Source organism: Microbacterium sp. LS_15, assembly GCF_041954735.1.
In the GTDB taxonomy this organism is placed as follows: Bacteria; Actinomycetota; Actinomycetes; order Actinomycetales; family Microbacteriaceae; genus Microbacterium.
Genome location: NZ_JAVAYD010000001.1, coordinates 459,673 through 485,416, shown reverse-complemented (window position 1 = coordinate 485,416; position 25,744 = coordinate 459,673). Strand labels below are relative to the sequence as shown.

23 protein-coding genes are annotated in these 25,744 nt (G+C 69.0%); 12 read left to right on the top strand and 11 right to left on the bottom strand.

Annotated elements, in window-relative coordinates; all coding sequences use genetic code 11:
- The first annotated feature begins 6 nt into the window (after positions 1-6).
- Both RAC69_RS02310 and RAC69_RS02305 read left to right on the top strand, forming a co-directional pair.
- Positions 7-2,982 (top strand): bifunctional [glutamine synthetase] adenylyltransferase/[glutamine synthetase]-adenylyl-L-tyrosine phosphorylase, encoded by a 2,976-nt coding sequence (locus RAC69_RS02310; protein WP_375084834.1) that lies wholly within the window; start codon positions 7-9, stop codon positions 2,980-2,982.
- Between the two features lie 47 nt (positions 2,983-3,029).
- Positions 3,030-3,959, top strand: a complete 930-nt coding sequence (locus RAC69_RS02305) for a diacylglycerol/lipid kinase family protein (RefSeq protein WP_375084832.1) — start codon at positions 3,030-3,032, stop codon at positions 3,957-3,959.
- Here the strand turns inward: RAC69_RS02305 and RAC69_RS02300 are convergent.
- Complete coding sequence (locus RAC69_RS02300; protein WP_375084830.1) at positions 3,946-5,091, bottom strand: AI-2E family transporter; 1,146 nt, start codon at positions 5,089-5,091, stop codon at positions 3,946-3,948. The genes RAC69_RS02305 and RAC69_RS02300 overlap by 14 nt on opposite strands.
- 134 nt (positions 5,092-5,225) lie before the next feature.
- On the opposite strand from RAC69_RS02300, the gene RAC69_RS02295 reads away from it, so the two are divergent.
- Together RAC69_RS02295 and glsA are read left to right on the top strand one after the other, a co-directional pair.
- Positions 5,226-5,744, top strand: coding sequence for a GNAT family N-acetyltransferase (locus RAC69_RS02295; RefSeq protein ID WP_375084828.1), 519 nt, complete (start codon positions 5,226-5,228; stop codon positions 5,742-5,744).
- Entirely contained in the window at positions 5,741-6,679 is a 939-nt protein-coding gene (glsA, locus tag RAC69_RS02290; protein WP_375084827.1) for a glutaminase A, read from the top strand. Before RAC69_RS02295 ends, glsA begins: the two co-directional genes overlap by 4 nt.
- A gap of 110 nt (positions 6,680-6,789) precedes the next feature.
- On the opposite strand, the gene RAC69_RS02285 is transcribed toward glsA, so the two are convergent.
- The 3 genes from RAC69_RS02285 to glnA form a co-directional block, all read right to left on the bottom strand.
- A complete protein-coding gene (locus tag RAC69_RS02285) occupies positions 6,790-7,809 on the bottom strand; it encodes a M23 family metallopeptidase (RefSeq protein WP_375084825.1) in 1,020 nt (339 codons plus the stop codon).
- The gene (locus RAC69_RS02280; protein WP_375084823.1) at positions 7,809-8,162 is read right to left on the bottom strand and encodes a hypothetical protein; all 354 of its coding nucleotides are present in this window, start codon (positions 8,160-8,162) and stop codon (positions 7,809-7,811) included. The genes RAC69_RS02285 and RAC69_RS02280 overlap by 1 nt, the downstream gene beginning before the upstream one ends.
- Positions 8,163-8,480: 318 nt before the next feature.
- Positions 8,481-9,905, bottom strand: coding sequence for a type I glutamate--ammonia ligase (gene glnA, locus RAC69_RS02275; protein ID WP_251587946.1), 1,425 nt, complete (start codon positions 9,903-9,905; stop codon positions 8,481-8,483).
- Between the two features lie 117 nt (positions 9,906-10,022).
- Between glnA and RAC69_RS02270 the strand changes: the two genes are divergently transcribed.
- The gene (locus tag RAC69_RS02270) at positions 10,023-10,451 is read left to right on the top strand and encodes an RDD family protein (RefSeq protein ID WP_341934325.1); all 429 of its coding nucleotides are present in this window, start codon (positions 10,023-10,025) and stop codon (positions 10,449-10,451) included.
- A 6-nt stretch (positions 10,452-10,457) separates the two neighbouring features.
- Here the strand turns inward: RAC69_RS02270 and RAC69_RS02265 are convergent, their stop codons facing one another.
- The gene (locus RAC69_RS02265) at positions 10,458-10,937 is read right to left on the bottom strand and encodes an ATP-dependent zinc protease (RefSeq protein WP_375084821.1); all 480 of its coding nucleotides are present in this window, start codon (positions 10,935-10,937) and stop codon (positions 10,458-10,460) included.
- Positions 10,938-10,963: 26 nt separating this feature from the next.
- On the opposite strand from RAC69_RS02265, the gene RAC69_RS02260 reads away from it, so the two are divergent.
- Positions 10,964-12,151, top strand: coding sequence for a RimK family alpha-L-glutamate ligase (locus tag RAC69_RS02260; RefSeq protein ID WP_341934327.1), 1,188 nt, complete (start codon positions 10,964-10,966; stop codon positions 12,149-12,151).
- Between the two features lie 64 nt (positions 12,152-12,215).
- On the opposite strand, the gene RAC69_RS02255 is transcribed toward RAC69_RS02260, so the two are convergent.
- Positions 12,216-12,926 (bottom strand): DUF4191 family protein, encoded by a 711-nt coding sequence (locus RAC69_RS02255; RefSeq protein WP_341934328.1) that lies wholly within the window; start codon positions 12,924-12,926, stop codon positions 12,216-12,218.
- A gap of 159 nt (positions 12,927-13,085) precedes the next feature.
- Between RAC69_RS02255 and RAC69_RS02250 the strand changes: the two genes are divergently transcribed.
- Positions 13,086-14,597: a hypothetical protein gene (locus RAC69_RS02250; RefSeq protein ID WP_375084819.1), complete on the top strand. Its 1,512-nt coding sequence runs from the start codon at positions 13,086-13,088 to the stop codon at positions 14,595-14,597.
- Between the two features lie 10 nt (positions 14,598-14,607).
- Here RAC69_RS02250 and sucB read toward each other — a convergent pair whose 3' ends face one another.
- The 3 genes from sucB to RAC69_RS02235 all read right to left on the bottom strand — a co-directional run bounded on the left by sucB (position 14,608) and on the right by RAC69_RS02235 (position 19,325).
- Positions 14,608-16,386 (bottom strand): 2-oxoglutarate dehydrogenase, E2 component, dihydrolipoamide succinyltransferase, encoded by a 1,779-nt coding sequence (gene sucB / locus RAC69_RS02245; RefSeq protein WP_375084818.1) that lies wholly within the window; start codon positions 16,384-16,386, stop codon positions 14,608-14,610.
- An 88-nt stretch (positions 16,387-16,474) separates the two neighbouring features.
- On the bottom strand, positions 16,475-17,848 hold the full coding sequence (gene lpdA, locus RAC69_RS02240; RefSeq protein ID WP_375084816.1) for a dihydrolipoyl dehydrogenase: 1,374 nt from the start codon (positions 17,846-17,848) through the stop codon (positions 16,475-16,477).
- 4 nt (positions 17,849-17,852) lie between these two features.
- Entirely contained in the window at positions 17,853-19,325 is a 1,473-nt protein-coding gene (locus RAC69_RS02235) for a leucyl aminopeptidase (protein WP_375084814.1), read from the bottom strand.
- A 105-nt stretch (positions 19,326-19,430) separates the two neighbouring features.
- Here RAC69_RS02235 and RAC69_RS02230 point away from each other — a divergent pair, with 105 nt between their 5' ends.
- The 3 genes from RAC69_RS02230 (at position 19,431) to RAC69_RS02220 (ending at position 22,476) form a co-directional block, all read left to right on the top strand.
- The gene (locus tag RAC69_RS02230; protein ID WP_341934333.1) at positions 19,431-20,372 is read left to right on the top strand and encodes a PAC2 family protein; all 942 of its coding nucleotides are present in this window, start codon (positions 19,431-19,433) and stop codon (positions 20,370-20,372) included.
- Positions 20,373-20,539: 167 nt separating this feature from the next.
- Positions 20,540-21,784 (top strand): RNA polymerase sigma factor, encoded by a 1,245-nt coding sequence (locus tag RAC69_RS02225; protein ID WP_341934334.1) that lies wholly within the window; start codon positions 20,540-20,542, stop codon positions 21,782-21,784.
- Positions 21,784-22,476 (top strand): coenzyme F420-0:L-glutamate ligase, encoded by a 693-nt coding sequence (locus tag RAC69_RS02220; protein WP_341934335.1) that lies wholly within the window; start codon positions 21,784-21,786, stop codon positions 22,474-22,476. The genes RAC69_RS02225 and RAC69_RS02220 overlap by 1 nt, the downstream gene beginning before the upstream one ends.
- Positions 22,477-22,576: 100 nt before the next feature.
- Here RAC69_RS02220 and RAC69_RS02215 read toward each other — a convergent pair whose 3' ends face one another.
- Entirely contained in the window at positions 22,577-23,593 is a 1,017-nt protein-coding gene (locus tag RAC69_RS02215) for a sugar-transfer associated ATP-grasp domain-containing protein (RefSeq protein ID WP_375084813.1), read from the bottom strand.
- A gap of 80 nt (positions 23,594-23,673) precedes the next feature.
- On the opposite strand from RAC69_RS02215, the gene RAC69_RS02210 reads away from it, so the two are divergent.
- Both RAC69_RS02210 and RAC69_RS02205 read left to right on the top strand, forming a co-directional pair.
- Positions 23,674-24,381, top strand: coding sequence for an alanine racemase (locus tag RAC69_RS02210; protein ID WP_375084812.1), 708 nt, complete (start codon positions 23,674-23,676; stop codon positions 24,379-24,381).
- Positions 24,378-25,418 (top strand): alanine racemase, encoded by a 1,041-nt coding sequence (locus RAC69_RS02205; RefSeq protein ID WP_375084811.1) that lies wholly within the window; start codon positions 24,378-24,380, stop codon positions 25,416-25,418. The genes RAC69_RS02210 and RAC69_RS02205 overlap by 4 nt, the downstream gene beginning before the upstream one ends.
- 72 nt (positions 25,419-25,490) lie before the next feature.
- On the opposite strand, the gene RAC69_RS02200 is transcribed toward RAC69_RS02205, so the two are convergent.
- Positions 25,491-25,709 (bottom strand): hypothetical protein, encoded by a 219-nt coding sequence (locus RAC69_RS02200; protein WP_096715398.1) that lies wholly within the window; start codon positions 25,707-25,709, stop codon positions 25,491-25,493.
- Between the last annotated feature and the right edge of the window lie 35 nt (positions 25,710-25,744).

The window sequence follows — 25,744 nt, the reverse complement described above, 5'->3', positions numbered from 1 at the left end:
CGCCGCATGGCCCGCTCGCACGACTCCGTCTCCCTCTCTGCGCTGGCGAGGCTCGGGTTCGCGGAGCTGAGCGAGGCGGCGGCGAACCTCGAGGAGCTGGCAGGGCTGCTCGGGATCGACCGTGTCGGGCTGCTCGACGGCGCGTCGGCGGCAGATCCGGATGCCGCGGTGGAGGGGATGCTGCGCGTCGCGCGTCGCGACCCGGCCCCGCTCCGGGCCGTGTTCGGCGATGCGGCCGCCCGCGACCGCGCCTGGCGGGTGTTCGGCGCCTCGCAGGGGTTCGCCGAGTTCTTCCTCCGGCATCCGGAGCAGCTCTCGGTCCTCGCCGAGCGGGTGTCGACGTTGCCCTCGTCCGATGAACTCCGCGAGCGGCTGCTCGCCGCGGTCGGCGAGCAGGACGGTTTCGCGTCCTCGGGAGAGGAGGCCGCGATCGTCGCGCTGCGGATCGCATACCGGCGCAACCTCGCGGCGATCGCGGCCTTCGACCTCACCGCGCACAACCCGGTGATGGTGGTCGGCGAGGTCGCGGCGGCTCTCGCCGACATCGCCGGGGCGGCGTTGGAGGCCTCTCTCGCTGTCGCACGACGTCGCGTCGCCGACGCCCTCGGCGAGCAGCAGGTCGCAGCCACGCAGCTCGCGATCATCGGCATGGGCAAGGCCGGCGCGCGCGAGTTGAACTACGTCAGCGACGTGGATGTGATCTTCGTCGGCGGCACCTCGGACGAGGATGTCGTCGCCGAATCGCGGGCCATCGACATCGCCACGCGCCTGGCGCGCGAGACGATGCGCGGGCTCAGCGGCATCGAGATCGAGCCGCCGCTGTGGGAGGTGGATGCCGCACTGCGCCCCGAGGGCAAGCAGGGAGCCCTGGTGCGCTCGCTCGCCTCGCACGTGGCGTACTACGACCGGTGGGCGAAGAGCTGGGAGTTCCAGGCGCTCCTGAAGGCGCGACCACTCGCCGGCGATGCGCAGCTCGGCGCCGACTACATCGCGGCGATGCAGCCCAAGGTGTTCTCGAGCGCCGCGCGCGAGAACTTCGTCGACAGCGTCCAGCGCATGCGCGAGCGGGTCATGGAGCACATCGACCCGTCAGACGTGCCGTACCAGATCAAGCTCGGCGCCGGCGGTCTCCGCGACATCGAGTTCACGGTGCAGCTCCTGCAGCTCGTGCACGGGCTCACCGATCCGCGGCTGCGGACGAGGGGCACCCTCGAGACGGTCGATGCGCTGGTCGACGGCGGCTACATCGGACGAGCGGATGCCGGAACCTTCGCCGACGACTACCGCATCCTGCGACTCATGGAGCACCGTCTGCAGCTCCGCGAGCTCAGCCGTACGCATCTCATGCCCCGCACGCCGGCCGGACTGCGGATCCTCGCGCGCAGCTCAGGACTCGCCGACTCCGGCGAGGCGATCTGGGCGCGGTGGGAGAGCGTGCGCCGCGAGGTCCGCGACATCCATACCCGCCTGTTCTATCGGCCGCTGCTCAGCGCCGTCGCGGCCCTGCCCGAGGACGAGCGCACGCTGTCGACGGAGCAGGCGCACGACCGGCTCATGGCCATCGGCTTCCGCGACCCCGCCGGCGCGCTGCGCCATATCGGAGCGCTGACCACGGGGCTCAGCCGGAAGGCGACGATCCAGCGCCATCTGATGCCGATCATGGTCCGCTGGTTCGCGGACGGCAGCGACCCCGACTATGCCCTGCTCGCCTTCCGCCGCATCAGCGAGCGACTGGGGGACACGCCCTGGTTCCTGCGGATGCTCCGTGACTCCTCCGGCGCGGCGGAGAGCCTCACCCGGCTCCTGTCATCGTCGCGCTACGTCGGCGACCTGATGGAGTGGATCCCCGAATCCGTCGCCTGGCTCGACAGCAGCGACCTGCTGCGGCCCCGCAGCGGTGCGGCGCTCGACGACGAGGCGAGGGCGATCCAGACACGGCACCGCGACATCGGCGACGCGCTGCAGGCCGTCCGCGCGCTGCGCCGCAGAGAGCTGCTGCGCACGGCCATGGGCGGCGTGCTGGACGTGCTCACGATCCAGCAGGTCGCGACCTCGCTCACCGAGATCACCGACGCGACGATCCAGGCCGCGCTCAGGGCCGTGCGTCGCGAGATCGTGCCGCCGGAGGACGACGCGCTCGACTTCGCGGTGATCGGCATGGGCCGGTTCGGGGGCGCCGAGCTCGGTTTCGGCTCCGACGCCGACATCCTCTACGTGTATGACGCGAACGGCGTCGACCCGCAGCGGGCGCAGACGCTCGCCACGCGCATCGTCGCCGGCCTCCGCGAGCATCTGACCGACCACCGCGTGCCGCTCGACCTCGACGCCGGCCTGCGACCGGAGGGGCGCAACGGCGCTCTGGTGCGCACCATTCAAGCCTACGCCGAGTACTACCGCCGATGGTCGCTGTCCTGGGAGGCGCAGGCCCTGCTCCGGGCCCGCGGGGTCGCGGGGAGCGCGAAGCTGATCGCGACGTTCACCGAGCTCGCCGACAGCATCCGCTATCCGGCGTCCGTCGATCTGCAGGGCAGTCGGGAGATCAAGCGCATCAAGGCGCGCGTCGAGGGAGAGCGTCTGCCGCAGGGCGTCGACCCGAGGCGCCACCTCAAGCTCGGCCCTGGGACGCTCAGCGACGTGGAGTGGCTCGTCCAGCTGATCCAGCTCCAGCACGCGCATGAGACGCCCTCGTTGCGGACGACGTCGACGCTCGCCGCGTTGGATGCCGCCGTCGAGGCGGGCTACGTGCCGGAGGAATCAGCCGAACTGCTGCGAGCGGCGTGGTTGCTCTCCAGCCGGCTCCGGTCGGCGATCACCCTCTACACCGGCCGGACGAGCGATGTGCTGCCGACGGACCCTCGCGACCTCGACGCGATCGGGCGCCTCCTCGGGTATCCGGACCGCTCGGCCAGCGTGCTGGAGGACGACTACCTCGGTGTGACACGCCGTGCGCGCCGTGCGTTCGAGCAGCTGTTCTACGGATGACCGCCCGTCGAGTTGCCAAGCGGGCGGGATTGGAACAGGCTGACCTCATGGCCATCTCGAAGCTCGGTGTGATCTGGAACCCCTCGAAGCCGGGCGGTGACCAGTTGCGGTCGGCCCTGGAGGAGGTCTTCGGTGACGACGCCGACGGAACCGTGGTCGAGTGGTGGGAGACCACCCCCGAGGACCCGGGTCGCGGGATGGCCGGCGAAGCCGTCGCGGCCGGGTGCGACGTGGTCGTCGCCGCGGGTGGCGACGGGACCGTGCGCGCCGTGGCCGAGGGCCTCGCCGGCACAGCTGCGGCTCTCGGCATCGTGCCGCGGGGGACGGGCAACCTGCTCGCGCGCAACCTCTCGATCCCGCTCAACGACCCCGCCGCGGCGCTCGTCCGGGTGCGCGACGGCGAGGAGAAGAAGATCGACATCGGCTGGGTCGACATCGACGGCGAGGAGCACGCCTTCGTCGTCATGGTGGGCTTCGGCATCGATGCGCAGATGCTCGTCGAGACCGACGACGACCTCAAGGACCGCGCTGGGTGGCTCGCCTATGTCGAGGCGATGGGGCGCGCTCTCGCCGGCACCGAGATGACCGACATCGCGCTCACTCTCGACGACGGCGAGGCGCAGGAGCTCCGCGGCCACACGATGCTGATCGGCAACTGCGGCATGGTGCAGGGCGGTATCCGGCTGCTTCCCGACGCCGTGCTCGACGACGGCCAGCTCGACATGCTGCTCGTGAGCGCCGATGGCCCGCTGCAGTGGCTCGACACGGTGCGCTCGGTGGTCTGGGAGAACGGCATCCGCCGGATCTTCGGTGCGGTGGACGAAGCCGTCAGCACGAATTCGACCACGCACGTGTCCGCGGAGCGCATCGCGGTCGAGCTGTCGTCTCCTCAGATCTTCGAGATCGACGGCGAGGAGGTCGGCGAGGTCTCGCGATTCAGCGTGCGGGTGCAGCCCGCCGCGATCACCGTTCGCTGAGGGCCCCCGGCGGCACGACCTTCGCGTCCTGCGTCGGGAAGACGACCTTCTGCACGATGATGATGATGCTCGCCGCGACGGGGATCGCCACGAGTGCGCCGAGGATGCCGCCGAGTGCACCGCCGGCGACCGCGGCGATGACGACGAGAGCACCGGGCACCGCGACGGCCTTGTTCATGATCCGCGGCGACAGCACGTATGCCTCGATCTGCATGTAGACGAGATAGTAGATGAACGCGATCAGCGCCGTGATGGGGCTCGCGATCAGGCAGATCAGCGAGTTGATGATCGATGCCGAGAGCGTTCCGACGAGCGGGATCATCGACCCGATGAAGGCGATGAGGGCCAGCAGCGCAGGGACGGGGGCGCCGATGATGGTCAGCATGATGAGGCTCAGGATGCCGTTGATCAGCGCGAGGCTCGCCTGCCCCATCACGTAGCGTCCGACGGCTCCGGAGACGTCCTCCAGCAGCCCGCTGAAGGTCTCGCGCTGGTAGGCGGGGACGAAGCGCGCCGAGACCTTCTTCATGCTGCGCAGTGACGCCATGAAGTAGAGCGTGAGGATGAGGACGATGGTGACGCCGGTGAAGCCCCCGGCGATGCCGGCGCCGACCGCGAAGACGCCGCCGGAGATGTTGAGGATGTTGCCGGGGTCCTGGATGAAGCTCAGCACGCCCTGAGCGGCGTCGTCGAACGTGGATCCGAACTGGTCGCTGATGCTCGTGAACCAGTCGCTGGCCATGAAGTCCTGGACCATCTTCGGTCCGTCCTTGATGAGGTTCGAGATCTGCTCGACGAGGATCGGCACGATCGCGAGGAGGATGCCGGCGAAGGCGAGCACCACGACCGAAACGACGATGGCCACAGCTGCCGGACGCGGCAGCTTGCGTTCGATCCAGGTGACGATCGGGTCGAGGCCGAGCGCGAGGAAGATGGCGACGCCGATGTACACCAGCACGGTGGCGAGCTGATCGACGATGCCGCCCAGGACGAGCGCGACGAGCACGCCGAGAGCGCCGAGCAGTCCGTACATGAACGGATTGATGCGTGCGATGGCCGCCGCGGCCGTCTTCGGCTGGTTCATCAGCTCTTCCGTGGCCGCGACCTGCGCCTTGATCGTCTTGCGACGCATGATGCCCCCTCTGGTGATACCGACCTCTCAGTTGACCACCGCGGTGGATGCCGGTCAAGCGGGGCACGCCGGGTGGCGCAGAGGTCACCTCCGGTGCTATGCGGGATGTCGGAGGCCCGTGGCACGGTCAGTGGATGGAGACACTGAGACTCCGGCCGTGGTCGGATGACGATCTGCCGCTGCTGCGCGCGGCGAACACCGCAGATATGACGACGCACCTGAACGGTCCGGAGAGCGAGCAGCAGGTCCGCGATCGCCATCGGCGATATCTCGATCTCGACCCGGCCGAAGCCAAGATGTTCGTGGTGGTCGACGACGAGTCCGGCCCGGTCGGCGCCGTCGGGTACTGGACGGTCGAGTGGCACGGCGAGCCGGCGTTCGAGACAGGCTGGTTCGTGCTGCCCGCAGCGCAGGGGAGAGGCGTTGCGTCCCGCGCGCTGTGGCTCGTGATCGACGACGCGCGCAGGCATCCGTCCGGCCTGCGGCATCTCGTGGCCTTCCCCTCGGTCGAGAACGCCGCGTCGAACGGCGTGTGCCGCCGAGCCGGGTTCTCGCTCGTGGGTTCCGTGCCAGGACAGTTCCGCGGGTCCGAGCTGCGTTCCCACGAGTGGGCGCTCGACCTGCATCCGGACCATGCCAGGCTGGAGTCATGACGTCGACCTCCGACCCGTTCGCCTACGACCTCGACGCGCTCCGCGCCCGCGTGCTGCCGGAGACCGGAGGCGAGGTGGATCGGAGCATCCCACAGCTCGCGCGAGCTGATGCCTCGCTCTTCGCCGCGGCTCTCGTGTCGATCGACGGAGCGGTGGGTGCGAGCGTCGACTCCGACGTCCGCGTGAGCATCCAGTCCGCCGTGAAGCCTTTTCTCTTCGCCCTGGCGCTGCAGGACACCGAGGGTGAGGCGCTCGGCCGGGTGGGCATCGAGCCGACGGGAGAGGCTTTCGATGCGATCAAGCTCGAGAGCGGCACCGGCAGGCCGCCGAACCCGATGGTGAACGCCGGCGCCCTCCTCACCGCCTCCCTCGTCGACGGAGCGGATGCCGCAGCCCGCAGCGCGCGTATCCTCTCCGGCCTGTCGGCGTTCGCCGGTCGAGCCCTCGAGGTGGACGCCGACATCGCGAAGAACGAGCATCTGCTCGGCGATCGCAACCACGCGCTCGCTCATCTCATGCGGGCGGAGGACACACTGGCGGTCAGCGCCGACGATGCGGTCGCGGTCTACGCGCAGGCGTGCGCGACGCTGGTCGACGCGCGGGATCTCGCACTGATGGGTGCCACGCTCGCGGCGGGCGGGCGGAATCCCGTCACCGGTGTGGAGGTCGTCTCCCGCGAGGTCGCGCGCGATGTGATCTCGGTCATGGCGACGTGCGGCGTGTACGACGGGTCCGGGCGGTGGATGCGGCAGGTCGGCGTGCCCGCGAAGTCCGGCGTCTCCGGCGTGATCGTCCTAGCTGCGCCGGGTCGACTCGGGGCTGCGGTCATCAGCCCGCCCCTCGACGATCAGGGCACGAGTGTGCGAGGTCACATCGCGAGTGAACTCCTCAGCGCCGAGCTCGACCTGCACTCCTTCCGCACGAACGCGCGCTGACCGCCCCGCGGCGACCCGGTCGGTCACGAACTCGAGCCCTCAGGGGTGAGCGAGCTGCGATCCCCGCCGCGACCTGCTCGACCCGGTGTGCCCTCGAGGATGCCAGGCGGTCAGGAGGTCCAGTAGTTCTTTCTGACAGAGATCCCTGTCAGGGTCACGCCCCCATTGAGCGCCATGACCTGGACGAAAAGGCGCATCGGCCCGACCAGCTGGTACGACTGCGCGTGCTGAACCTGGGTAGGGCTGCCCGCGGCCGCGGTGGCCCTGATCTCCGTCACTGGGTGGACGATGGTCGAAGTCACAGGTCCGGAATTGGAGGCGAGCTTCTCCGCGACGAGGCGCACTTGAAGCCCCGTCGTGAGTCCCGTCGCTTTCAGATTGAGGGACACGTCGGCAGTCTCCACGGTTCCGACACCGACGATCGCGAGGTAGAGCTGCCCCGCGGCGACGGCGACGGTGGTCCAGGCATTGACAGGAAGCGCAACACTCGTGGAAAGATCGGTCGCTTGATGGGTAGGCACGGGGTCGTCCTCAGGGTAGGTGGGTAGGGGGCCCCCTTCGACGAAGTTCTCGAAGTTGACGGTGTTGGTGAATCCCAGTTGGTTCGGGGTTCCGCCGATCCAGAGGGAGACGTGCACGTGCGAGCCGTACCCTGTTTCGCTGCCGAACCCGGATGCACCCGAGTATGCGATGACTTGACCTCGGCTCACGCGTGTCCCGTTGGTGACGGCACTGGAGGCGAGGTGCAGGTAGCGGATGTAATTCCCGTCATCGGCGCGCAGAGCGATGTATCGTCCTGTGGCGGAGTCCGTCGTGTCCTTGCGGTCGACGATCACGCCCGCGGTCGCTGCTCGGATCGGGGTGCGCATCGCGACCGCGTAGTCGGTTCCTGGCTCCCCCGACGGGGGCTTGAGATTCCGATGGCCTTGCCAGGTGCTGGATATCGGTACGTCTCCGCAGGGTCGAAGGTATCTGCTGGCCGCTGAATCGCCCCGGGCTGGAGTCGTCAGGTTCGCGCTGAACACGGTCGCGCCAACCGCGAGACCCGTGGCGAGAAGAACCGCTCGCCGAGATACTCGCGGACGCGCTTCACGGTCGAGCCCAGCGATGTGCGCGTCCGCCTCGCACATCAGGGATTCGTCCCCTCGTTCTCCCCACGGATCAGCCTCTGTATCTGCTCCTCGGGCAGGTCATCGATGGACCCGGATGCCATCTCGACCACGGGCGAGTCCGGGGTGCCTCCGATGGTGCACAACGATCTTCCGTCAAGGCCGTTGGTGCGAGCGGGGACGATGACGAGCCATTCCGGAGTCACGGTGCGATGTTCGATTCGCGTGCGGCCGGGATCGAAGCTCACATCTGGTCCGTAGGTGGATCGCGTCTCCTCTACGCAGATCTGCGCCAACTCCTCTCCGGAGAAAGCTCCGAAAACTACCGCTGTGGTGTCGGGCGATGGAGTGACCGCCTCCTCGGGGGCGGTCATGGCCGGAGTGGGGGCCGCGGTCGCCGTCGAGCGGGGAACTGGCGTGGATCCCAGCCCGGTCGCGCATCCGGACAGGCCGAGCGCGACAGCGGCTGCCGCGACGCCTGCCAAGGCACGGAGAGTGAGATGAAGGCTCATATCCTTGACGGTAGCGGGTGGAGCGCGAGTTCTCGGTACGCGAAGCACATCGTCCGCGTGTCGGACGACGTGTGGGCGACTGCTGAGCGCGTATCTCTTCTGAGGAGGCTCTAGCAGGCCCGGAAGAGCCCCCGGGCAGGGCGGACCTGCTCGGGGGCTCTGTCGTGGTGCTGATCGGGATCAGACGCCGTAGTACAGCTCGAACTCGAACGGGTGCGGGCGCTGGGCCATCGGCAGGATCTCGTTCTCGTACTTGTAGGAGATCCAGGTCTCGATGAGTTCCTCGGTGAACACGCCACCTTCCAGGAGGAAGGCGTGGTCGGCGCGCAGCGCCTCGAGGGAGTCCAGCAGCGAGTTCGGCACCTGCGGGATGTTCTTGGCCTCCTCGGGGGGAAGCTCGTAGAGGTCCTTGTCGACGGGCTCGTGCGGCTCGATGCGGTTCTTGATGCCGTCGAGGCCGGCCATGAGCTGCGCGGCGAACGCGAGGTACGGGTTGCCCGAGGCATCCGGCGCGCGGAACTCGATGCGCTTGGCCTTCGGGTTGGAGCCCGTGATCGGGATGCGGATCGCGGCCGAGCGGTTACCGGCCGAGTACACCAGGTTGACCGGCGCCTCGAAGCCCTTCACCAGGCGGTGGTAGCTGTTGAGGGTGGGGTTGGTGAAGGCGAGCAGCGCGGGCGCGTGCGCCAGGATGCCGCCGATGTACCAACGGGCGATGTCGCTGAGCTGGCCGTAGCCGGCCTCGTCGTAGAACAGCGGCTTGCCGTCGTTCCACAGCGACTGGTGCGTGTGCATGCCCGAGCCGTTGTCGCCGAAGAGCGGCTTCGGCATGAACGTCGCCGTCTTGCCCCAGAGGTCTGCCGTGTTCTTGACGATGTACTTGAACTTCAGGATGTCGTCGGCCGCGTGCACCATGGTGTCGAAGCGGTAGTTGATCTCCTGCTGACCGGCGGTGCCGACCTCGTGGTGCGAGCGCTCGAGGATGAACCCGGCGTCGATGAGCTTCAGCGTGATGTCGTCGCGCAGGTCGGCCGTCTTGTCGACGGGCGAGACGGGGAAGTAGCCGCCCTTGTAGGGGGTCTTGTTGCCGAGGTTGCCGCCCTCTTCCTCGCGACCGGTGTTCCACGCGGCCTCTTCGGAGTCGACCTTGTAGAAGCTCTCGCCCGCGGTGACCGAGTAGCGGACCTCGTCGAAGATGTAGAACTCCGCCTCGGGGGCGAAGAAGGCGGTGTCGGCGATGCCGGTCGACGCGAGGTACTTCTCGGCGTTCTTCGCGACCTGACGCGGGTCCTTCGTGTAGATCTCACCCGTGCGCGGGTTGTAGATGTCGAAGATCATGACCAGCGTGCTCGCCTCGCGGAACGGGTCGATGTACGCGGTCGTCACATCCGGGATGAGCTGCATGTCGGACTCGTGAATGTTCGCGAAACCGCGGATCGACGAGCCGTCGAAGAGCTGTCCGTTGGTGAAGAAGTCCTCATCCACGGTGGAGGCGGGGATGTTGAAGTGCTGCTGCACACCCGGGAGGTCGGTGAAGCGGATGTCGAGGAACTTGACCTCGTTCTCCTTGATGTAGGCGAGAACCTCGGACGAATCTTTGAACATGGACGACTCCTGGATTGCGGATCGATGGCTTACGGCCATTCTGCACAGTACGGCTGGGGCGTTTCCCGGGAGTATCGGCTTTGTTTCCGGGATGTTACGCGCCGGTAGGCTGGAGACGTGACGGATGCTGTGAACTCGTACCCCGGTGAACGACTCGGATTGCCGAACACGGGGACCGGCAGCATCGCCCGTCCCGGACGCCGGATCGGGGCGCTCGTGATCGACTACGTCGCCGCCACGATCATCGCGACCGCGTTCCTCGGTTTCGACCAGTTCGCCCTTCCGTCCGAGGCGGGCCTGTCGCAGTTCGGACCGCTCGCGGTCTTCGCGGCGCTGCAGATCCTCTTCATCCCCACCGCCGGCGGAAGCCCCGGCCATCGCATCCTGGGAATGCGGGTCGTCCGCCTGCACGGCGGCTGGGTCGGTCTCTGGCGACCGATCGTCCGCACGCTGCTGCTGGTCGTCGTGATCCCCGCCGTCATCTGGGACGCGGATCAGCGCGGACTCCACGACAAGGCATCGGGCCTCGTCCTCATCCGCGCCTGAGGGGGATCACTCTCTGCCGCGGTTGCGGCGCCGGGCCTCGCGAGGCGCGCGCCCTCCGACGAACGACCGTGCGGGATCGACGACGTACCCCTGCTTGAGCGCCTCGCGTCCGATGAGCATCCGGAACCCCATCTCGTCGCGATTGCTCAGCGTGACCTCGGCCAGCACCTCGCGGTCGTAGAGGCGAATGAGCAGTTCGACGACGAACCGGTCCTGGGCATGACCGGAGGAGCTGCGCACCGCGCGCCGGTCGTGCACGGGCGACTCGACGACGACGGCATCCTCCTGGCTGTCCTGCCAGGGCTTCACGCGGAAGCGCACCCACGACACGCCGTCGCGCTCGAACTCCTCGATGTCGAAGGCGTGCAGCGACGACGTGCGCGCACCGGTGTCGATCTTGGCCTTGATCCAGTCGACTCCGAGATCGGGCAGGCTCACCCATTCTCGCCACCCGATAAGAGTGTTTGAATGGGATGACTTACTCACCCGACCATCCTGGCAGGAAATCCCCCGTGAAGATCGCAGTGCTCTCCCGTGCGCCCCAGGCGTACTCCACGCAACGACTGCGCGCCGCCGCTCTCCAGCGCGGACACAACGTCAAGGTGCTGAATACGCTGCGCTTCGCGATCGATCTCACCTCCGACGAGCCCGACCTCCACTACCGGGGTCGCCAGCTCAGCGACTACGACGCGATCCTGCCCCGCATCGGCAACTCGATCACCTACTTCGGCACGGCCGTGGTGCGGCAGTTCGAGCAGATGGACGTGTACACGCCGAACACCGCGAACGGCATCTCCAGTGCCCGCGACAAGCTCCGCGCGAATCAGATCCTGTCGCGCCACAACATCGCGATGCCGCCGACGGCCTTCGTACGCAACCGCGCGGACGTGCGGCCGGCGATCGAGCGCGTCGGCGGGGCACCCGTCGTCATCAAGCTCCTGGAGGGGACCCAGGGTATCGGCGTGATCCTGGCCCCGCAGGTCAAGGTGGCCGAGGCCATCATCGAGACCCTGCACTCGACGAAGCAGAACGTGCTGATCCAGAAATTCATCTCCGAGAGTCGAGGACGCGACATCCGCGCCCTCGTCGTCGGCGACCGCGTGGTCGCGGCGATGCGGCGCTCAGCCGCGGGCGACGAGTTCCGCTCGAACGTCCACCGCGGCGGCTCGGTCGAAGCCATCGAGCTCGACCCGGTCTACGAGCGCGCAGCCGTGCGGTCCGCGCAGATCATGGGCCTGCGAGTCGCCGGCGTCGACATGCTCGAGGGAGACGAGGGTCCGCTGGTGATGGAGGTCAACTCCTCTCCGGGCCTCCAGGGGATCGAGACCGCGACCAAGCTCGACGTCGCAGGAGCGATCATTGACTACATCGCCGGTCAGGTCGCCTTCCCCGAGATCGACGTGCGGCAGCGGCTCACGGTCTCGACGGGCTACGGCGTCGCCGAGCTCATGGTGCACAACGCCGCGGGGCTCGTGGGTAAAACACTCGGCGAGGCGGGGCTCTGGGAACGCGACATCACCGTCCTGACCCTGCACCGCGGCGTCTCGGTGATCCCGAATCCGCGCAAGCACGTCGTGCTCGAGGCGGACGACCGTCTTTTCTGCTTCGGCAAGCTCGACGAGATGCGCTCGATGATCCCGGAACGCCGTCGTCGCCGCGCCAAGGTGCGCAAGCTCCCGCGTCAGCCGCTCTCGGAGTGAGACACAGAAGCGCGGCCGTCCTCCTCGGGAGAACGGCCGCGCTTCGTCGTCTGCGGGAGTGCGATCAACGAGGGCGCTGAGCGCGCACCTTCGTCGGGTCGATCCCCTTCGGAATGGGCAGCGAGGAGATCGACTGCGACACCGAGTCGATGCGCTTGATGACGGCGGCCATCGTCGCCTTGTCGATCGCCTTGGGCAGCTTCTTGATCGTCTTGGCGAGATCGGCGATCGCGACGTCGTCATCGCCGTGGCCGACGTAGAGCACCGTCACGGGAACGCCGTGGGCCACGCGGGCGGCCTTGCTGCGCTCGTCGTTCACGAGGCGGGTGAGACGACCGCGGGCGCCTTCGCCGATCACGACGACGCCGCCGCGACCGACGGCGCGGTAGACGGCGTCCTGCGTCTTCGGGTTGATGCCGACCGGCGTGTCGGAGCCCTGCCAGCTGCGACCGAGGCTCGTGCTGACCACGTGACCGGTCGCTCCGGGCATCCCGTCGATCTTCTGATACATGGCGGAGGTCGACAGGCGCGTCATGAGGAACATCGCCCCGAGGACGCCGAGCATCAGGCCGGAGATGCCCCAGAGGATGAGGGTCCACACCTGGAACGGCGGGATCAGGTAGCCGACGATGAGGCCGACGAGAACGCCGAGCACGAGCACCGCGATCTGCGCCCAGGGAAGCCAGGGGTACACCTCGCGGGTGAACCGGAAGAGCGACTTGATCTGGGAGAAGAAGCCGGGGCGCTTCTCGGGCGCGGACGATCGGTTTGCCATGCGTATAAGGATACCGATTCCCGGATGCCGTCATGTCGCCGTTCGCGGGAGGCGGACCCGGTCGTCCACCTCTTCTGCACGACTCGGGAATCGGTCGCGATGCACGCACAGGCGCGCCTTTCCCGCCTGTGAGGCGCTCGGATGCGCTGTCATGGGGTCATGAACGCCGAACGGGAGATCAGCCGAGCCGAGCCGCAGCTCGTTCCCGGTGCGCACCGGGTCGTGCGGCGGCTGTCGGCGGAGGAGGGACCGTATCCCGGAACGCTCGTCACCCGTGGGGGCGGTGTGGCCGTGCTGCGGGACATGCACGAGATCGACGGCTGGGAGGGCTGGCGGCATGCCGGGAGCAGCCATGTCGTCGGCCCGCTCGATCTCGTGCGGCGCGTCGACGGGCACGATGTGCTGCTGCCGTGGTGCACGGAACGAGTGTCGACTTTCATCGGACAGCGCGGGTCGGGCGAGCCCGCGCTGTCCGCCGGTGAGGTGGGCACGCTCGTCGTCAGTCTGCTGCGAGGCATCGACGAGTCGACCGCCTCCGGCACGCTCGGATCCCGAGGAGAATGGTGGCTCACCGACGAGGGGTGTCCGACTTTCGTGATCGGCGCCGGGAACGGAGCTGATGCCCGCACCTCGGCGGCGGACCTCGTCGAGGCGCTGGAGGCAGGGCGGACGGATCGTGCGCACCGACGACTGCTGGCTGCGATCCGGGACGGCCTGCGCGGGAGCCTCGAGCGACCGGACGTTCCGCGGCGTCAGCTTCTGACGTGGGAGGCTGAGCTGTGGGAGATCGCGGCGCCGCGGCCGCTGCGCCGGGTCGACCGGGGTGCTGAGGTGCGCGAGAGCCAGGTCGTGGAGCGAGTCCGAGGCCGGGCGAGGCCGGAGGTGGGGCGCGGGTCGGTCCTGCGGCAGCGCTCGCGCACCGGTGGTCATGGCCGAGAGGGCGGCAGAACACGGAGGCGACCTGCGTCCGGGACGTCGCACCTCGCGCCGCTCGTGTGGCGCCCTCCGGCACGGGTGTCCGAGATCGGGCGACGGTTCGGGCTGTGGATGACGCAGGCGCGACGGATGCCGCCGAGGGCTGCGCGTCGCGCTGTGCGGGTCGACGGCGCTGCGCCGTCCCGCAGTCGACGCGCGCCGAAGATCGTCGTGGGGATCGGCGCCGCCGCGCTCGTCCTCGTGGGGGGAGCGCTCTGGCCCGGCGGAGCGACCGGGGAGCCGTCGCACGGGCGCCCCGGGGAGACTGCGACGGACTCTCCACCGGATCGCGCCGTTCCCGAGACGCCGGGGGACAAGCCGTCCTCGCCCGCACCCGAGGCGCGTCGTCGTGCCGCAGAGTCGGCGGAGGGTCCGCTCGACGACGATCCGGTCGCGGCGGCTGCTCAGCTCGTCCGCAGCATCCGCGAGTGCGCCTCCTCCGGCGACTCCGAGTGTGCGAGCTCGGTCGCGCCGGGATCCGCGGGCGCAGTCGAGGCGCTGAGCGCGGGGGATCGACGGGGCGGGGAGGCCGAGTTCGCCCTGCTCGACGTCTACGGGGACATCGCGGTGATCCGGATGGCGGAGCCCGTCGCGGATGGCGGTGACGCCCCCGCCTCGCGCGTGCTCGTGCTCGTGAGGGTGGCAGAGAAATGGCTGGTCCGCGACGTCTACGACGCCGCGGACCAGCCGGAGTGATGTGCGCGGATCAGGCGCCGAGCTGAGCGGCGAACTGCGCCGACTCGAGGCGTGCCTTCACCGCTCCGAGGAAGCGGGCCGCGTCGGCGCCGTCGATGATGCGGTGGTCGTACGACAGGGCGAGGTACACGTACGAGCGGATCGCGATCGCATCGCTGCCGCCGACCTTGACCAGGCCGGGACGCTTGACGACCGTGCCCGTGCCGAGGATCGCCGACTGCGGCAGGAACACCACGGGGGTGTCGAACAGCGCGCCTCGCGACCCGGTGTTGGTCAGCGTGAACGTGCCGCCCGCGAGCTCGTCGGGCTTCAGCTTGTTGTCGCGGGTGCGTGCAGCCAGGTCGGCGATCTCATGAGCGATCTCGGCGATGTTCTTCGTCGCCGCGTCACGGAGGACCGGAGTCAGCAGCCCGCGCTCGGTGTCGACCGCGATCGACAGGTTCTCGGTCGCCGGGTACTTGATCTGGTCGCCGTCGACCGTGGCGTTCACGATCGGGAAGGCCTGCAGGGCCTCGGCGGCAGCGAGAGCGAAGAACGGCAGGAACGACAGCTTGTCGCCCGTCTTCTCGAGGAACGACGCCTTGACACTGTCGCGGTACTCCGCGAGAGCGGTGACGTCGACCTCGACGACGGTCGTGAGCTGAGCGGTCGACTGCATCGACTCGACGGCACGCTGGGCGAGCACCTTCCGCAGACGCGACATCGGCTGCGTGGTGCCGCGGAGCGGCGACACCTCGAGCGGAGCCGGTGCGGCGGGTGCCGCAGCTGCGGCGGGAGCCGAGGATGCGGATTCGGCGGCCTTCAGGACGTCTTCCTTGCGGATGCGTCCTCCGACACCGGTGCCCTTGACGCTCGCGAGGTCGACGCCCTGCTGCGAGGCGAGGCGACGGACGAGCGGCGTGACGTAGAGGTTGTCGCTCTCGGTCGGGAGGGAGAGCTTCGGCTCAGCAGGAGCGGAGGCGGCGGGCGCCGCAGCGGGTGCTGCCTCCTCCTTGGCGGCCTCGGCCGGGGCCTGGACGGGAGCCTCCGCAGCGGGGCGCTCGGCCGGCTTCTCGACGGGAGTCTCCGACACGGACGCCGCGGCGGCGGGGGCCTCGGAAGGCTGAGCGGCCTGCGGTGCGGCAGGAGCGGACTCCGCCTGGGCGGGCGCGGCCCCCGATCCGACGCGGGCGAGGACGGCGCCGACGGCGACCGTCTCGTCTTCCGCAGCCACGATCTCCTGCAGCACGCCGGCCACCGGGGACGGGATCTCGGTGTCGACCTTGTCGGTCGAGATCTCGAGCAGAGCCTCGTCGACCTCGACGCTGTCGCCGACCTGCTTGAGCCAGCGCGTCACGGTGCCCTCGGTGACGCTCTCACCGAGTTCGGGGAGCACGATGTCCTTCGCGTCGCCCGCGGGGGCGGCGGCCGGAGCGGCTTCAGCCGGGGCTGCCTCAGCGGCCGGAGCCGGCTCTGCGGCAGGTGCCTCGGTCTGCGCAGCGGCGGGTTCGGGCGTCGCCTCGGCCTCGGGCGCGGCGGCCTGAGGGGCATCGGCGGCCGGTGCGGAGCTGCTGCCGTCGCCGATGCGGGCGAGCAGTGCACCCACCTCGACGGTCTCGTCCTCGGCGACGAGGATCTCCTCGATCACGCCGGTGACGGGGGAGGGGATCTCGGTGTCGACCTTGTCGGTCGAGATCTCGAGCAGGCCCTCATCCGCCTGCACGGTGTCTCCCACCTGCTTGAGCCAGCGGGTGACCGTACCCTCTGTGACGCTCTCACCGAGAGCGGGGAGGACCACGGATGTGCTCATGACGGAGTCTCCTTCAGAAGTTGTATGACGCTTGTCTAGCTTAGTGACCTGCGCGGCCCTTGGTGTTCCGCGCCGGTCGGTGTCGGGGTCAGAGAGCGTGCAGCGGCTTGCCGGCGAGAGCCAGGAACGCCTCGCCGAGCGCTTCGCTCTGGGTCGGGTGAGCATGGATCAGCGGAGCGATGTCCTCCGGGTGCGCCTCCCACGCGACGGCCAGCTGACCCTCGGTGATGAGCTCGCCCACGCGGTCGCCGAGGAGGTGCACGCCGAGCACGGGACCGTCCTTGAGGCGCACGACCTTCACGAGACCGCCGGTCCCGATGATCTCGCTCTTGCCGTTGCCCGCGAGGTTGTACTCGTAGGCGGTGACGGCATCCGCTCCGTGCTCCGCGACGGCGGCCTCCTCGGTGATGCCGACCGAGGCGACCTCGGGGCTGGAGTATGTGACCTTGGGGATCTGGGAGTCGGGGATGTTCGCGGGCGAGAGTCCGGCGATGCGCTCCGCGACCGCGATGCCCTGCTGGAACCCACGGTGTGCCAGCTGCAGCCCCGGCACGATGTCGCCGACGGCCCACACCCCCGGCACGCCGGTGCGGAGGTCGTCGTCGACCGTGACGAAGCCGCGGTCCAGAGCGACGCCCGCCTCCTCGAAGCCCAGGTCCGACGTCACGGGACCGCGTCCGACCGCGACGAGAAGGTAATCGGCGGTGAACTCGGTGCCGTCCTCGAGAGTCACGGTGACCGACTCGTCGGTCTGGGTCGCTGACTGGAATCGGACGCCGAGGGAGTAGGTGATCCCGCGGCGGCGGAAGGCGCGCTCAAGCCCCTTGCTCATCGCGATGTCCTCATTGGGCACCAGATGCGGCAACGCCTCGATGATCGTGACGTCGACGCCGAACGAGCGCCACACGCTCGCGAACTCCACGCCGATGACGCCGCCGCCGAGCACCAGCATGCGGTCGGGGATGACGTCGAGCGACAGGGCCTGCTCGCTCGTGAGGATGCGCCCCCCGATCTCGAGACCGGGCAGCGTCCGGCTGTACGACCCCGTCGCCAGCACCACGTCGGTGCCGACGTACACGTCGTCGCCCACGCTCACCGACCGGTCGGCGTTCAGCCGACCGAATCCGGACACGGTGGTGATGCCGCGCGCCTTGACGAGCCCCTCCAGGCCCTTGTACTTCTTCGCGACGATGCCCTCGCGGTAGGTGCGCACACCGGCCGGGTCGATGCTCTCGAGGGTCGCGGTGATGCCGACGTGCGCGGCGTCGCGGACGTGCTCGGCGACCTCGGCCGCGTGCAGCAGTGCCTTCGTGGGGATGCAGCCCCGGTGCAGGCACGTGCCGCCGACCTTGTCCTTCTCGATGAGGGCGACGGACTTGCCGAGTTCGCTCGCTCGAAGGGCTGCGGCGTAGCCGCCGCTGCCTCCGCCCAGGACGACGATGTCGAAGGTGTGGGTTGTCATGTGGTCATGCCTCCGTGTGGGATGCGTCGGCGAAGGCGACGATCGATCGGACCATCGCCCCCGTTGGGCCCTTCTCGGTGAAGCCGTAGGGGGCTCCGCCGTGCTCGCCGGAGCCGGCGATGTCGAGATGCACCCAGGGGATGCGGGGTGCTCCGTCCTCGTCGGACACACGGCCGACGAAGCGGCGCAGGAAGAGTCCGGCGTAGGACGCGCCGCCCATGCGGTCGCCCATGTTGGCGTTCTGCATGTCGGCGATGGGGGAGTCGAGCGAGTCCTCCATGTAGTCGGGGAGCGGCATGTGCCATGCGAGCTCCCCGACGGACTCGGAGGCGGCGAGCAGTTCCGCGACCGCGTCGTCGTCGCCGAACACGCCCGTGTGGCGATGCCCGAGGGCCATGACGATCGCGCCGGTGAGGGTCGCGACGTCAATGATGACGTCGGGGTTCTCGCGGCTCGCGGCGACGAGGCCGTCGGCCATCACGAGGCGGCCCTCGGCATCCGTGTTGGGGACCTCGACGGTCGTGCCGTCGAGCATGCGGAGAACGTCGCCGGGGCGCAGCGCGCGTCCCGACGGCATGTTGTCGGTGATGCAGAGCCAGGCCGTGACGCGCACCGGGAGACCGAGCGTCGCGATCGCGCGCAGTGCGGCAAGGCTCGTGGCCGCACCCGCCATGTCGAACTTCATGCCGACCATCGACGCGGCCGGCTTGAGCGAGAGTCCTCCGGTGTCGAACGTGATGCCCTTGCCCACCAGTGCGATGTGCCGCGCGGCATCCGCCGGAGCGTAGTCGAGACGGACGAGGCGCGGCGGGCGGTCCGACCCCTGCGCGACGCCGAGGATCCCGCCGAAGCCCTGCTCGGTCAGGGCGTCCTCGTCGAGGATCTCGACGTCCACGTCGAGGTCGGCGACGCTGTCGGCCGCGCTCTGCGCGAGCTGTGCGGGGCTCTGCCATTCCGCCGGCACGTTGACGAGGTCCTTGACGAGCGCGACCGCGTCTCCCACGGCCACCGCCTTCGCGACGGCCTCCTCGTCGAGGTCTGCGTGCAGCAGCACCGACGACGCCCGGCTCTTGCCCTTGTCGGTCTTGTAGCTGTCGAAGCGGTAGCCGCCGAGGACGGCGCCCTCCGCTGCCGCCTGCGCGTGCTGCGCGAGGCCCGGCGCGAGCGCGACCGAGACGGTCTCGAAACCGGTGAGGCTGCGCAGAGCCGTGCCGACCGCGTTGCGGACGGCGGCGGAGTCCGGGTCGGACCCGGCCCCGACGACGGCGAGCGGCAGCGTCGTCACCTCGGGCGCGTAGACCCTGGCGAACGCCGACGAGGATCCGGTGAAGCCGACGCCCTTCAGAGCGTCTGCGAGACCCGGGTACGGGGCGAGGTCTTCGCCGGATTCCGAGATCTCGGAGATGACGAGCACTGCGGCGTCTGCAGCGCTTCCGGGGAACTGTTTTGAAGTGCGCGAGAGCGCGGGAAGCGTCATGCCTCCATCCTAGGGATCGTGCTCGGCCGAGGTCGTGATCGGCGTGTTCGCTCTGAGCATGACGCGCTCAGCCCCGGCGTGCGCGGGTGCTCGTAGCATGGACACATGCCCTTCTCCGGAGAGATCCACGAACGTGTCGCGAACGCGCCGGCGGTGCCGCGCGGGCTTCCTCTGGTGCTGCTGCTGACCGGTTTCACCGACGCGGGCAACGCGGTCTCCGGACTCATCGAGCACCTTCGCGAGACCACCTCGCCGCAGCCGATCGCCGTCTTCGACAACGACGTGCTGCTCGACTACCGCGCTCGTCGGCCGGTGATCGCCTTCGATCAGGATCACCTGACCGAGTTCCGCCCCGCGCGCCTGGAGCTGTCCCTCGCCACCGACGCCCTGGGGCAGAAGTTCCTGCTCCTCGCCGGCTACGAGCCCGACTTCGCCTGGAACCAGTTCGCTCGCACGGTGCTCGACCTGGCCGCCGAGTTCGAGGTCTCCGGACTGAGCTGGGTGCATTCGATCGCGATGCCGGTCCCGCACACGCGCCCCATCGGCACGACGGTCAGCGGCAACCGCCGCGAGCTCACCGTCGCCCATTCGGTGTGGCGTCCGCGCACCCAGGTGCCCGCGACCGCGGGCCATCTTCTCGAGTTCCGGTTCGCCGAGCACGGCGACCGCGTCGTCGGATTCGTCCTGCTCGTGCCGCACTACCTCGCGGAGACCGAGAACCCGGATGCCGTCATCGCGGCCGCCGAGCGTCTCATGGCCGCCACGGGCCTCGTCATCATGCTCGACGAGGTGCAGGAGCGCCGCGAGGACTACCTGTCACGCGTCGACGAGCAGGTCGCGGGCAACGACGAGCTGCAGCAGATGGTGCACGGCCTCGAGCGGCGCTACGACGCGTACATGGCCGGCCGTGATCCCGAGGACGACTCGTACGACGAGGGTGGGTTCAACGAGCGCGACCTGCCGAGCGCCGACGAGCTGGCGGCCGAGCTCGAGCGCTATCTGGCCTCGCGCCCGACCGGCGACGACGACAAGAACGGGCGCGGCTGACTCTCGCGTCGACGGAGTTCGCCGGAATGCATCCGCATCTCCTCACGTGTGCGATACTAGGAGTCTGACCCGTTGTCAATCGATCTTTTCGGAGATCGGACTTGACAAGGGTCTTACTAGTGTCCGAAATGGCCCGGGGCTGCCAGCGGCCCCGTGAAAGGCGAAACGTGACTCCTGCCACGACCAAGAAAACCCGGACGAAGAAGAGCGCCGAGACTCCCGAGGTCGACGCCCAGGTCGAGGAGACGGCGGCCGAGAAGCCGGCGCCCAAGACCGCCGCACAGCGCGCCGCTGCCAAGCGCGCCCCCGCGAAGAAGAAGAAGTCGGACGACATCGTCGAAGAGGACGAGGCCCCCGTCGCCGGCGCGACCGACGAAGCGGACGAGGACGAAGAGGACTCGAAGCCGAAGTTCACCGAGCCGCTGCCGACCGGCGCGATCGTCATCTCGTCGAACGACGACGAGGACGTGCCGGTCTACTCCACGCAGATCACCGGTGCGACGGCCGACCCGGTCAAGGACTACCTGAAGCAGATCGGCAAGGTCGCGCTCCTGAACGCGGCCGAAGAGGTCGAGCTCGCGATGCGCATCGAGGCGGGTCTGTTCGCGGAGGAGAAGCTCTCCGCGATGTCGCCCGCCGAGAAGGCCGGTCAGCTCGGACTCGACCTGCAGTGGGTCGCCCGTGACGGCCAGCGCGCCAAGAGCCACCTCCTCGGCGCCAACCTCCGACTCGTCGTCTCGCTCGCGAAGCGCTACACCGGCCGTGGCATGCAGTTCCTGGACCTGATCCAGGAGGGCAACCTCGGTCTCATCCGCGCCGTCGAGAAGTTCGACTACACCAAGGGCTTCAAGTTCTCGACGTACGCCACCTGGTGGATCCGTCAGGCGATCACGCGCGCCATGGCCGACCAGGCCCGCACCATCCGCATCCCGGTGCACATGGTCGAGGTCATCAACAAGCTCGCCCGTGTGCAGCGGCAGATGCTCCAGGACCTGGGCCGCGAGCCCACTCCCGAGGAGCTCAGCCGCGAGCTCGACATGACGCCCGAGAAGGTCATCGAGGTGCAGAAGTACGGCCGCGAGCCGATCTCCCTGCACACCCCGCTCGGAGAGGACGGCGACAGCGAGTTCGGCGACCTGATCGAGGACACCGAAGCGGTCGTTCCGGCCGACGCGGTGGGCTTCACGATGCTGCAGCGTCAGCTCGAGCAGCTGCTCGATTCGCTGTCCGAGCGCGAGGCGGGCGTGATCCGCATGCGCTTCGGCCTCGGCGACGGACAGCCGAAGACGCTCGACCAGATCGGCGACACCTTCGGCGTGACCCGCGAGCGGATCCGTCAGATCGAGTCGAAGACCATGGCGAAGCTGCGCCACCCGAGCCGGTCGCAGTCGCTGCGGGACTACCTCGAGTGATGCAGGCGAACGACGGCAAGGCGCTCGAAGCGAGCGTCGACGGGAAGAAGTACGCCCGCATCCCGCTCAAGACCCGCGTGGTGATGCCCGACGACGATCTCGACGCCATCGTGACCGAGTACGCGAAGGACGCCGTGCAGCCGGGCGACCTGCTGTTCGTGACCGAGAAGATCGTCGCGATCACGCAGGGCCGCTCGTACCGCCTCGACGAGATCACGCCGCGCCCGCTGGCCCGTTTCCTGTCACGGTACGTGGTGCGGACGTCCTACGGCATCGGCCTTGGCATGCCGGAGACGATGGAGATGGCGCTCCGCGAGTGCGGCACGTTGCGCATCCTCTTCGCGGCCGGCGTCTCGGTCGTGACGAAGGCCTTCGGGCGACGCGGCGACTTCTATCGGGTCGCCGGCGACAAGGCGCGCGCGATCGACGGTCCGACCAAGAACACGATCCCTCCGTACAACGAGGCGGTCGTGCTCGGCCCGAAGAATCCGCGCGAGGTGGCCCAGCGACTGCAGAAGCTCGTCGGGGGCGCCGTCGATGTCGCGGTGGTCGACATCAACGACATCGGCGGGAACATCCTCGGATCGACGCTCGACAAGGCCGGTGAGCGCCGCCTCGTGCAGATCCTCGGCGACAACCCGCTGGGGCAGGCCCGGCAGTCCACACCCATGGGCATCGTCAGGGCGGTCTGACGACCGACTCGCGAGAACCCGCTCGCCGACAGGCAGCACACGACGAAGGCCCGGATGCTCGGCATCCGGGCCTTCGTCGTGTCCGAGGCAGGTGGTCGGGTCAGAATCCGATCGCCGCGCGGTAGCGGGGCTTGTGTCCGGTGCGGATGCCGGTGACGCTGGGCTTGTTCTCGTAGACGCCGGCCCCCCAGTTGCCTTCGACGAGCACGGGGCCATCCGGAGTGACGACGACGTCCCATCCGACGTACTGCACCTGCGGGACGACGCGGGCCGCCTGGTCGATGAAGGCGCGCACCTGGTCCATCATGGGCAGCTGGAAGTCCGCGATCACGAAACCCGAGTCGGGGTGCGTGATGTGCACGTGACCGTGGGAGTCGTAGCCGGGGCCGACGGCGTGGCCGTCGTCGTCGAGCATCGTGTAGAAGCCGCCGAAGCTCATCTGGTCGCTGACGGCGCCGCGGCCGAACTTCTGCGCGATGGCCAGGATGTGCGTCTTCTCTCCGTCGAAGAAGGCGGTGACGCGAGTCGTGTTGACGGTTCCGGGGCAGACGGCTGCCAGGTCGGCGTGCTGACGGATGACCTCCTCGACGAGCACCTGCTTCTTCGACAGCAGCTCGGCGTGGAAGGCGTCCCAGTCGGTGACGTCGGCGGCGTGGTAGCGGTGCACGCCCGTGCCGGCCTGACCGTGGGTCTCCTTCACGACGATCGTGCCCTGGCGTTCGGCGAAGGCCCGGAGCTCGTCGGCGTTGCCCTCGGTGATCAGCATCCACTCGCGCTTCAGGAGAGCATCGAACTTCCCGTTGAACTCCGCCTTGTCGTGGAACAGGTGGCGGTAGTCGGGGTGGTCGTACTGCTGAGAGATCTGGTTCGAGACCGGGTGCGTCATGTACGTGTCGCGCTCGGCCTTGGTGAGGATCGCGAAGTCGTAGTCGATGTAGTCCTGGAACCCGACGTTGTGGCGTCCGGCGGACCAGAGCATGTCGACCACCACGAGCGGCAGGGCCTTGCCGTGCTGCGCGGAGGCCTCCTTCGCGCGCTCGAGCACGGAGCCGACGTCGATGCGGCGCGCACGCTCCAGCAGGTAGCGGACACGGGGCACGGGGGAAAAGCGCGACATGGATCTCCAAGTTCTTCGGTCGCTTCCAGTCTACGGGCGGGCCACCGGGCAACCTGGCAGCCCGGAGTTAGGCTGGATGGGTGCGTGACTCGACTTCCAGCTCCCTCCCGCAAGCCGTGATCTCCCGATCGGCGTTGGCGGCGGCAGCCTCGGACGCCGCGTCGCGGGGAGGGCGGATCGCCGATCTGCGGCGCGATGCCTGGGGTCACGGGATCGTCGGGGTCGCCCATGCCGTGGCGGCTGCCGGCGGGGCCGTCATGCTGGTCGATTCCGAGGCGGAGGTACACGCCTTGGCTCTCGAGGGCATCGAGGCGGTCACGTCGGGTGCCGTCGACATCGACCCTGGTCTGCTCTACGGGCTTCCCGACGAGGACGGCGCTCTGCGCACACGGCCCGTGATGCGCCTCGTGGCGCGCGTGCTCTCGACCAAGCCGCTCAAGGCGGGGGACGCGGTCTCGTACGGCTACACCCATCGCGCGGCGTCCGACACCACGGCCGCTCTCGTCGCCGGCGGATACGCGCAGGGGATCGTGCGAGCGCTCGGGAACGCGGCGCACGTCGAGGTGCGCGGCACCATGCGTCCCATCATCGGGCGCGTCGCGATGGACGTCTGCGTCGTCGACGTGGAGAGCACGGACGGGGCCGCGACCGGCGACGAGGTGACCTACTTCGGCGGCTCGGGGCCCGCAGGTCCCAACCTGGCCCGGTGGAGCTCGGTCACGGGCCTGTCGGCGGGGGAGCTGATCGCGGTCGCCGGTGCGCACGCGGGTCGGAGGTGGGAGGCATGAGCCGCCCGGAGCTGCGACTCTCGACCGATCGTCTGGCGTGGAACATCGCCGCGGTGCGCGACCGCATCGCCCCGTCCGAGCTCATGATGGTGCTGAAGGACGACGCATACGGGCACGGACTGACCTGGGCCGTGGAGACCGGTCTCGCCGCCGGAGTCGACTGGTACGGCGCGTACGACGTGTGCAGCGGGGTGCGGGTGCGGGAGATCCTCGGCGCGCATGGTCGCATCTTCGCGTGGGTGACGTCGATCGACGACGAGATCGACGAGGCGCTCCGCCACGACATCGACCTCGGGGTCGGTTCGACGGAGTACCTGTCGGCGGTCATCGCGCGGGCGACTGCGCTCGGGATCCGCGCGCGCATACACCTCAAGATCGACACCGGACTGCATCGCAACGGCATGCTGCCGGAGGAGTGGGAGCAGACCATCGCGGACGTCCGACGCGCGGAGTCCGACGGAGTGGTGGCGCTCGTCGGCATCTGGAGCCACCTCGCAGAGGCCAGCGACGAGGAGGACGACGACGCTCGCAGAGAATTCCTGCACGCCGTCGAGATCAGCGGTCGGTCCGGCGAGGTTCCTGACGCGCTGCATCTGACGGCATCGGCCGCTTCCTGGTGGCGGCCGGAGCTGCGGGGCACGGTGTCGCGCATCGGCGCGTTCTGCTACGGCATCCGCTCCGCCGACGGACCCGACCTCGAGGGCATCGCCCCCGTCGCCGAGCTGGTCGCGACGGTGACGGAGGTGCGCGGTGACGAGGTCGCTGTCGCGATCGGGTCCTTCGACGGCATCCCGTCGCTGCTCGCCGGTTCGGCGATCGGCACACCCGCCGGGGCGCGCACCCTCGTGCGCGTCGACGAGACGAGCTCGATCGTCTCGACCTGGCCCGGCGCGGCCGAGGGCGACCCGGTCTGGATCTTCGGCGCAGGGGGCCATGGGGAGTCGAGTGCGACGACACTGGCCGAGCGGATCGACACGGTCGGCGAGGAGATCCTCACGCGCCTGACGTCTCGTATCCGCCGGGTCGTCGTGGAGTGACGGGACGTCGGGGCAGACAGAAGGAGCCCGTCACAGGACGGGCTCCGTGTCGACTCGTGCGGGGTCGGCGGATCAGACGGCGTCGATGAGACGCGAGGTCTCGTCGTGCCAGCTGGTGGCGACGCTGCGGAGCTTCTCCTCGTACTTGCGGCCGTGGTGCGCGCAGAAGAGAAGTTCGGAGCCGTTGACCTCGGCCGCGATGTAGGCCTGAGCGCCGCAGGAATCGCATCGATCCATGGCGGTCAGGCGGAACTCGACGGCGGAGGTCTCACGTTCGGTCGTTGCGTTCATCTTCGGTGCCTCCTAGGTGTCGGGTTCGCTGGTGG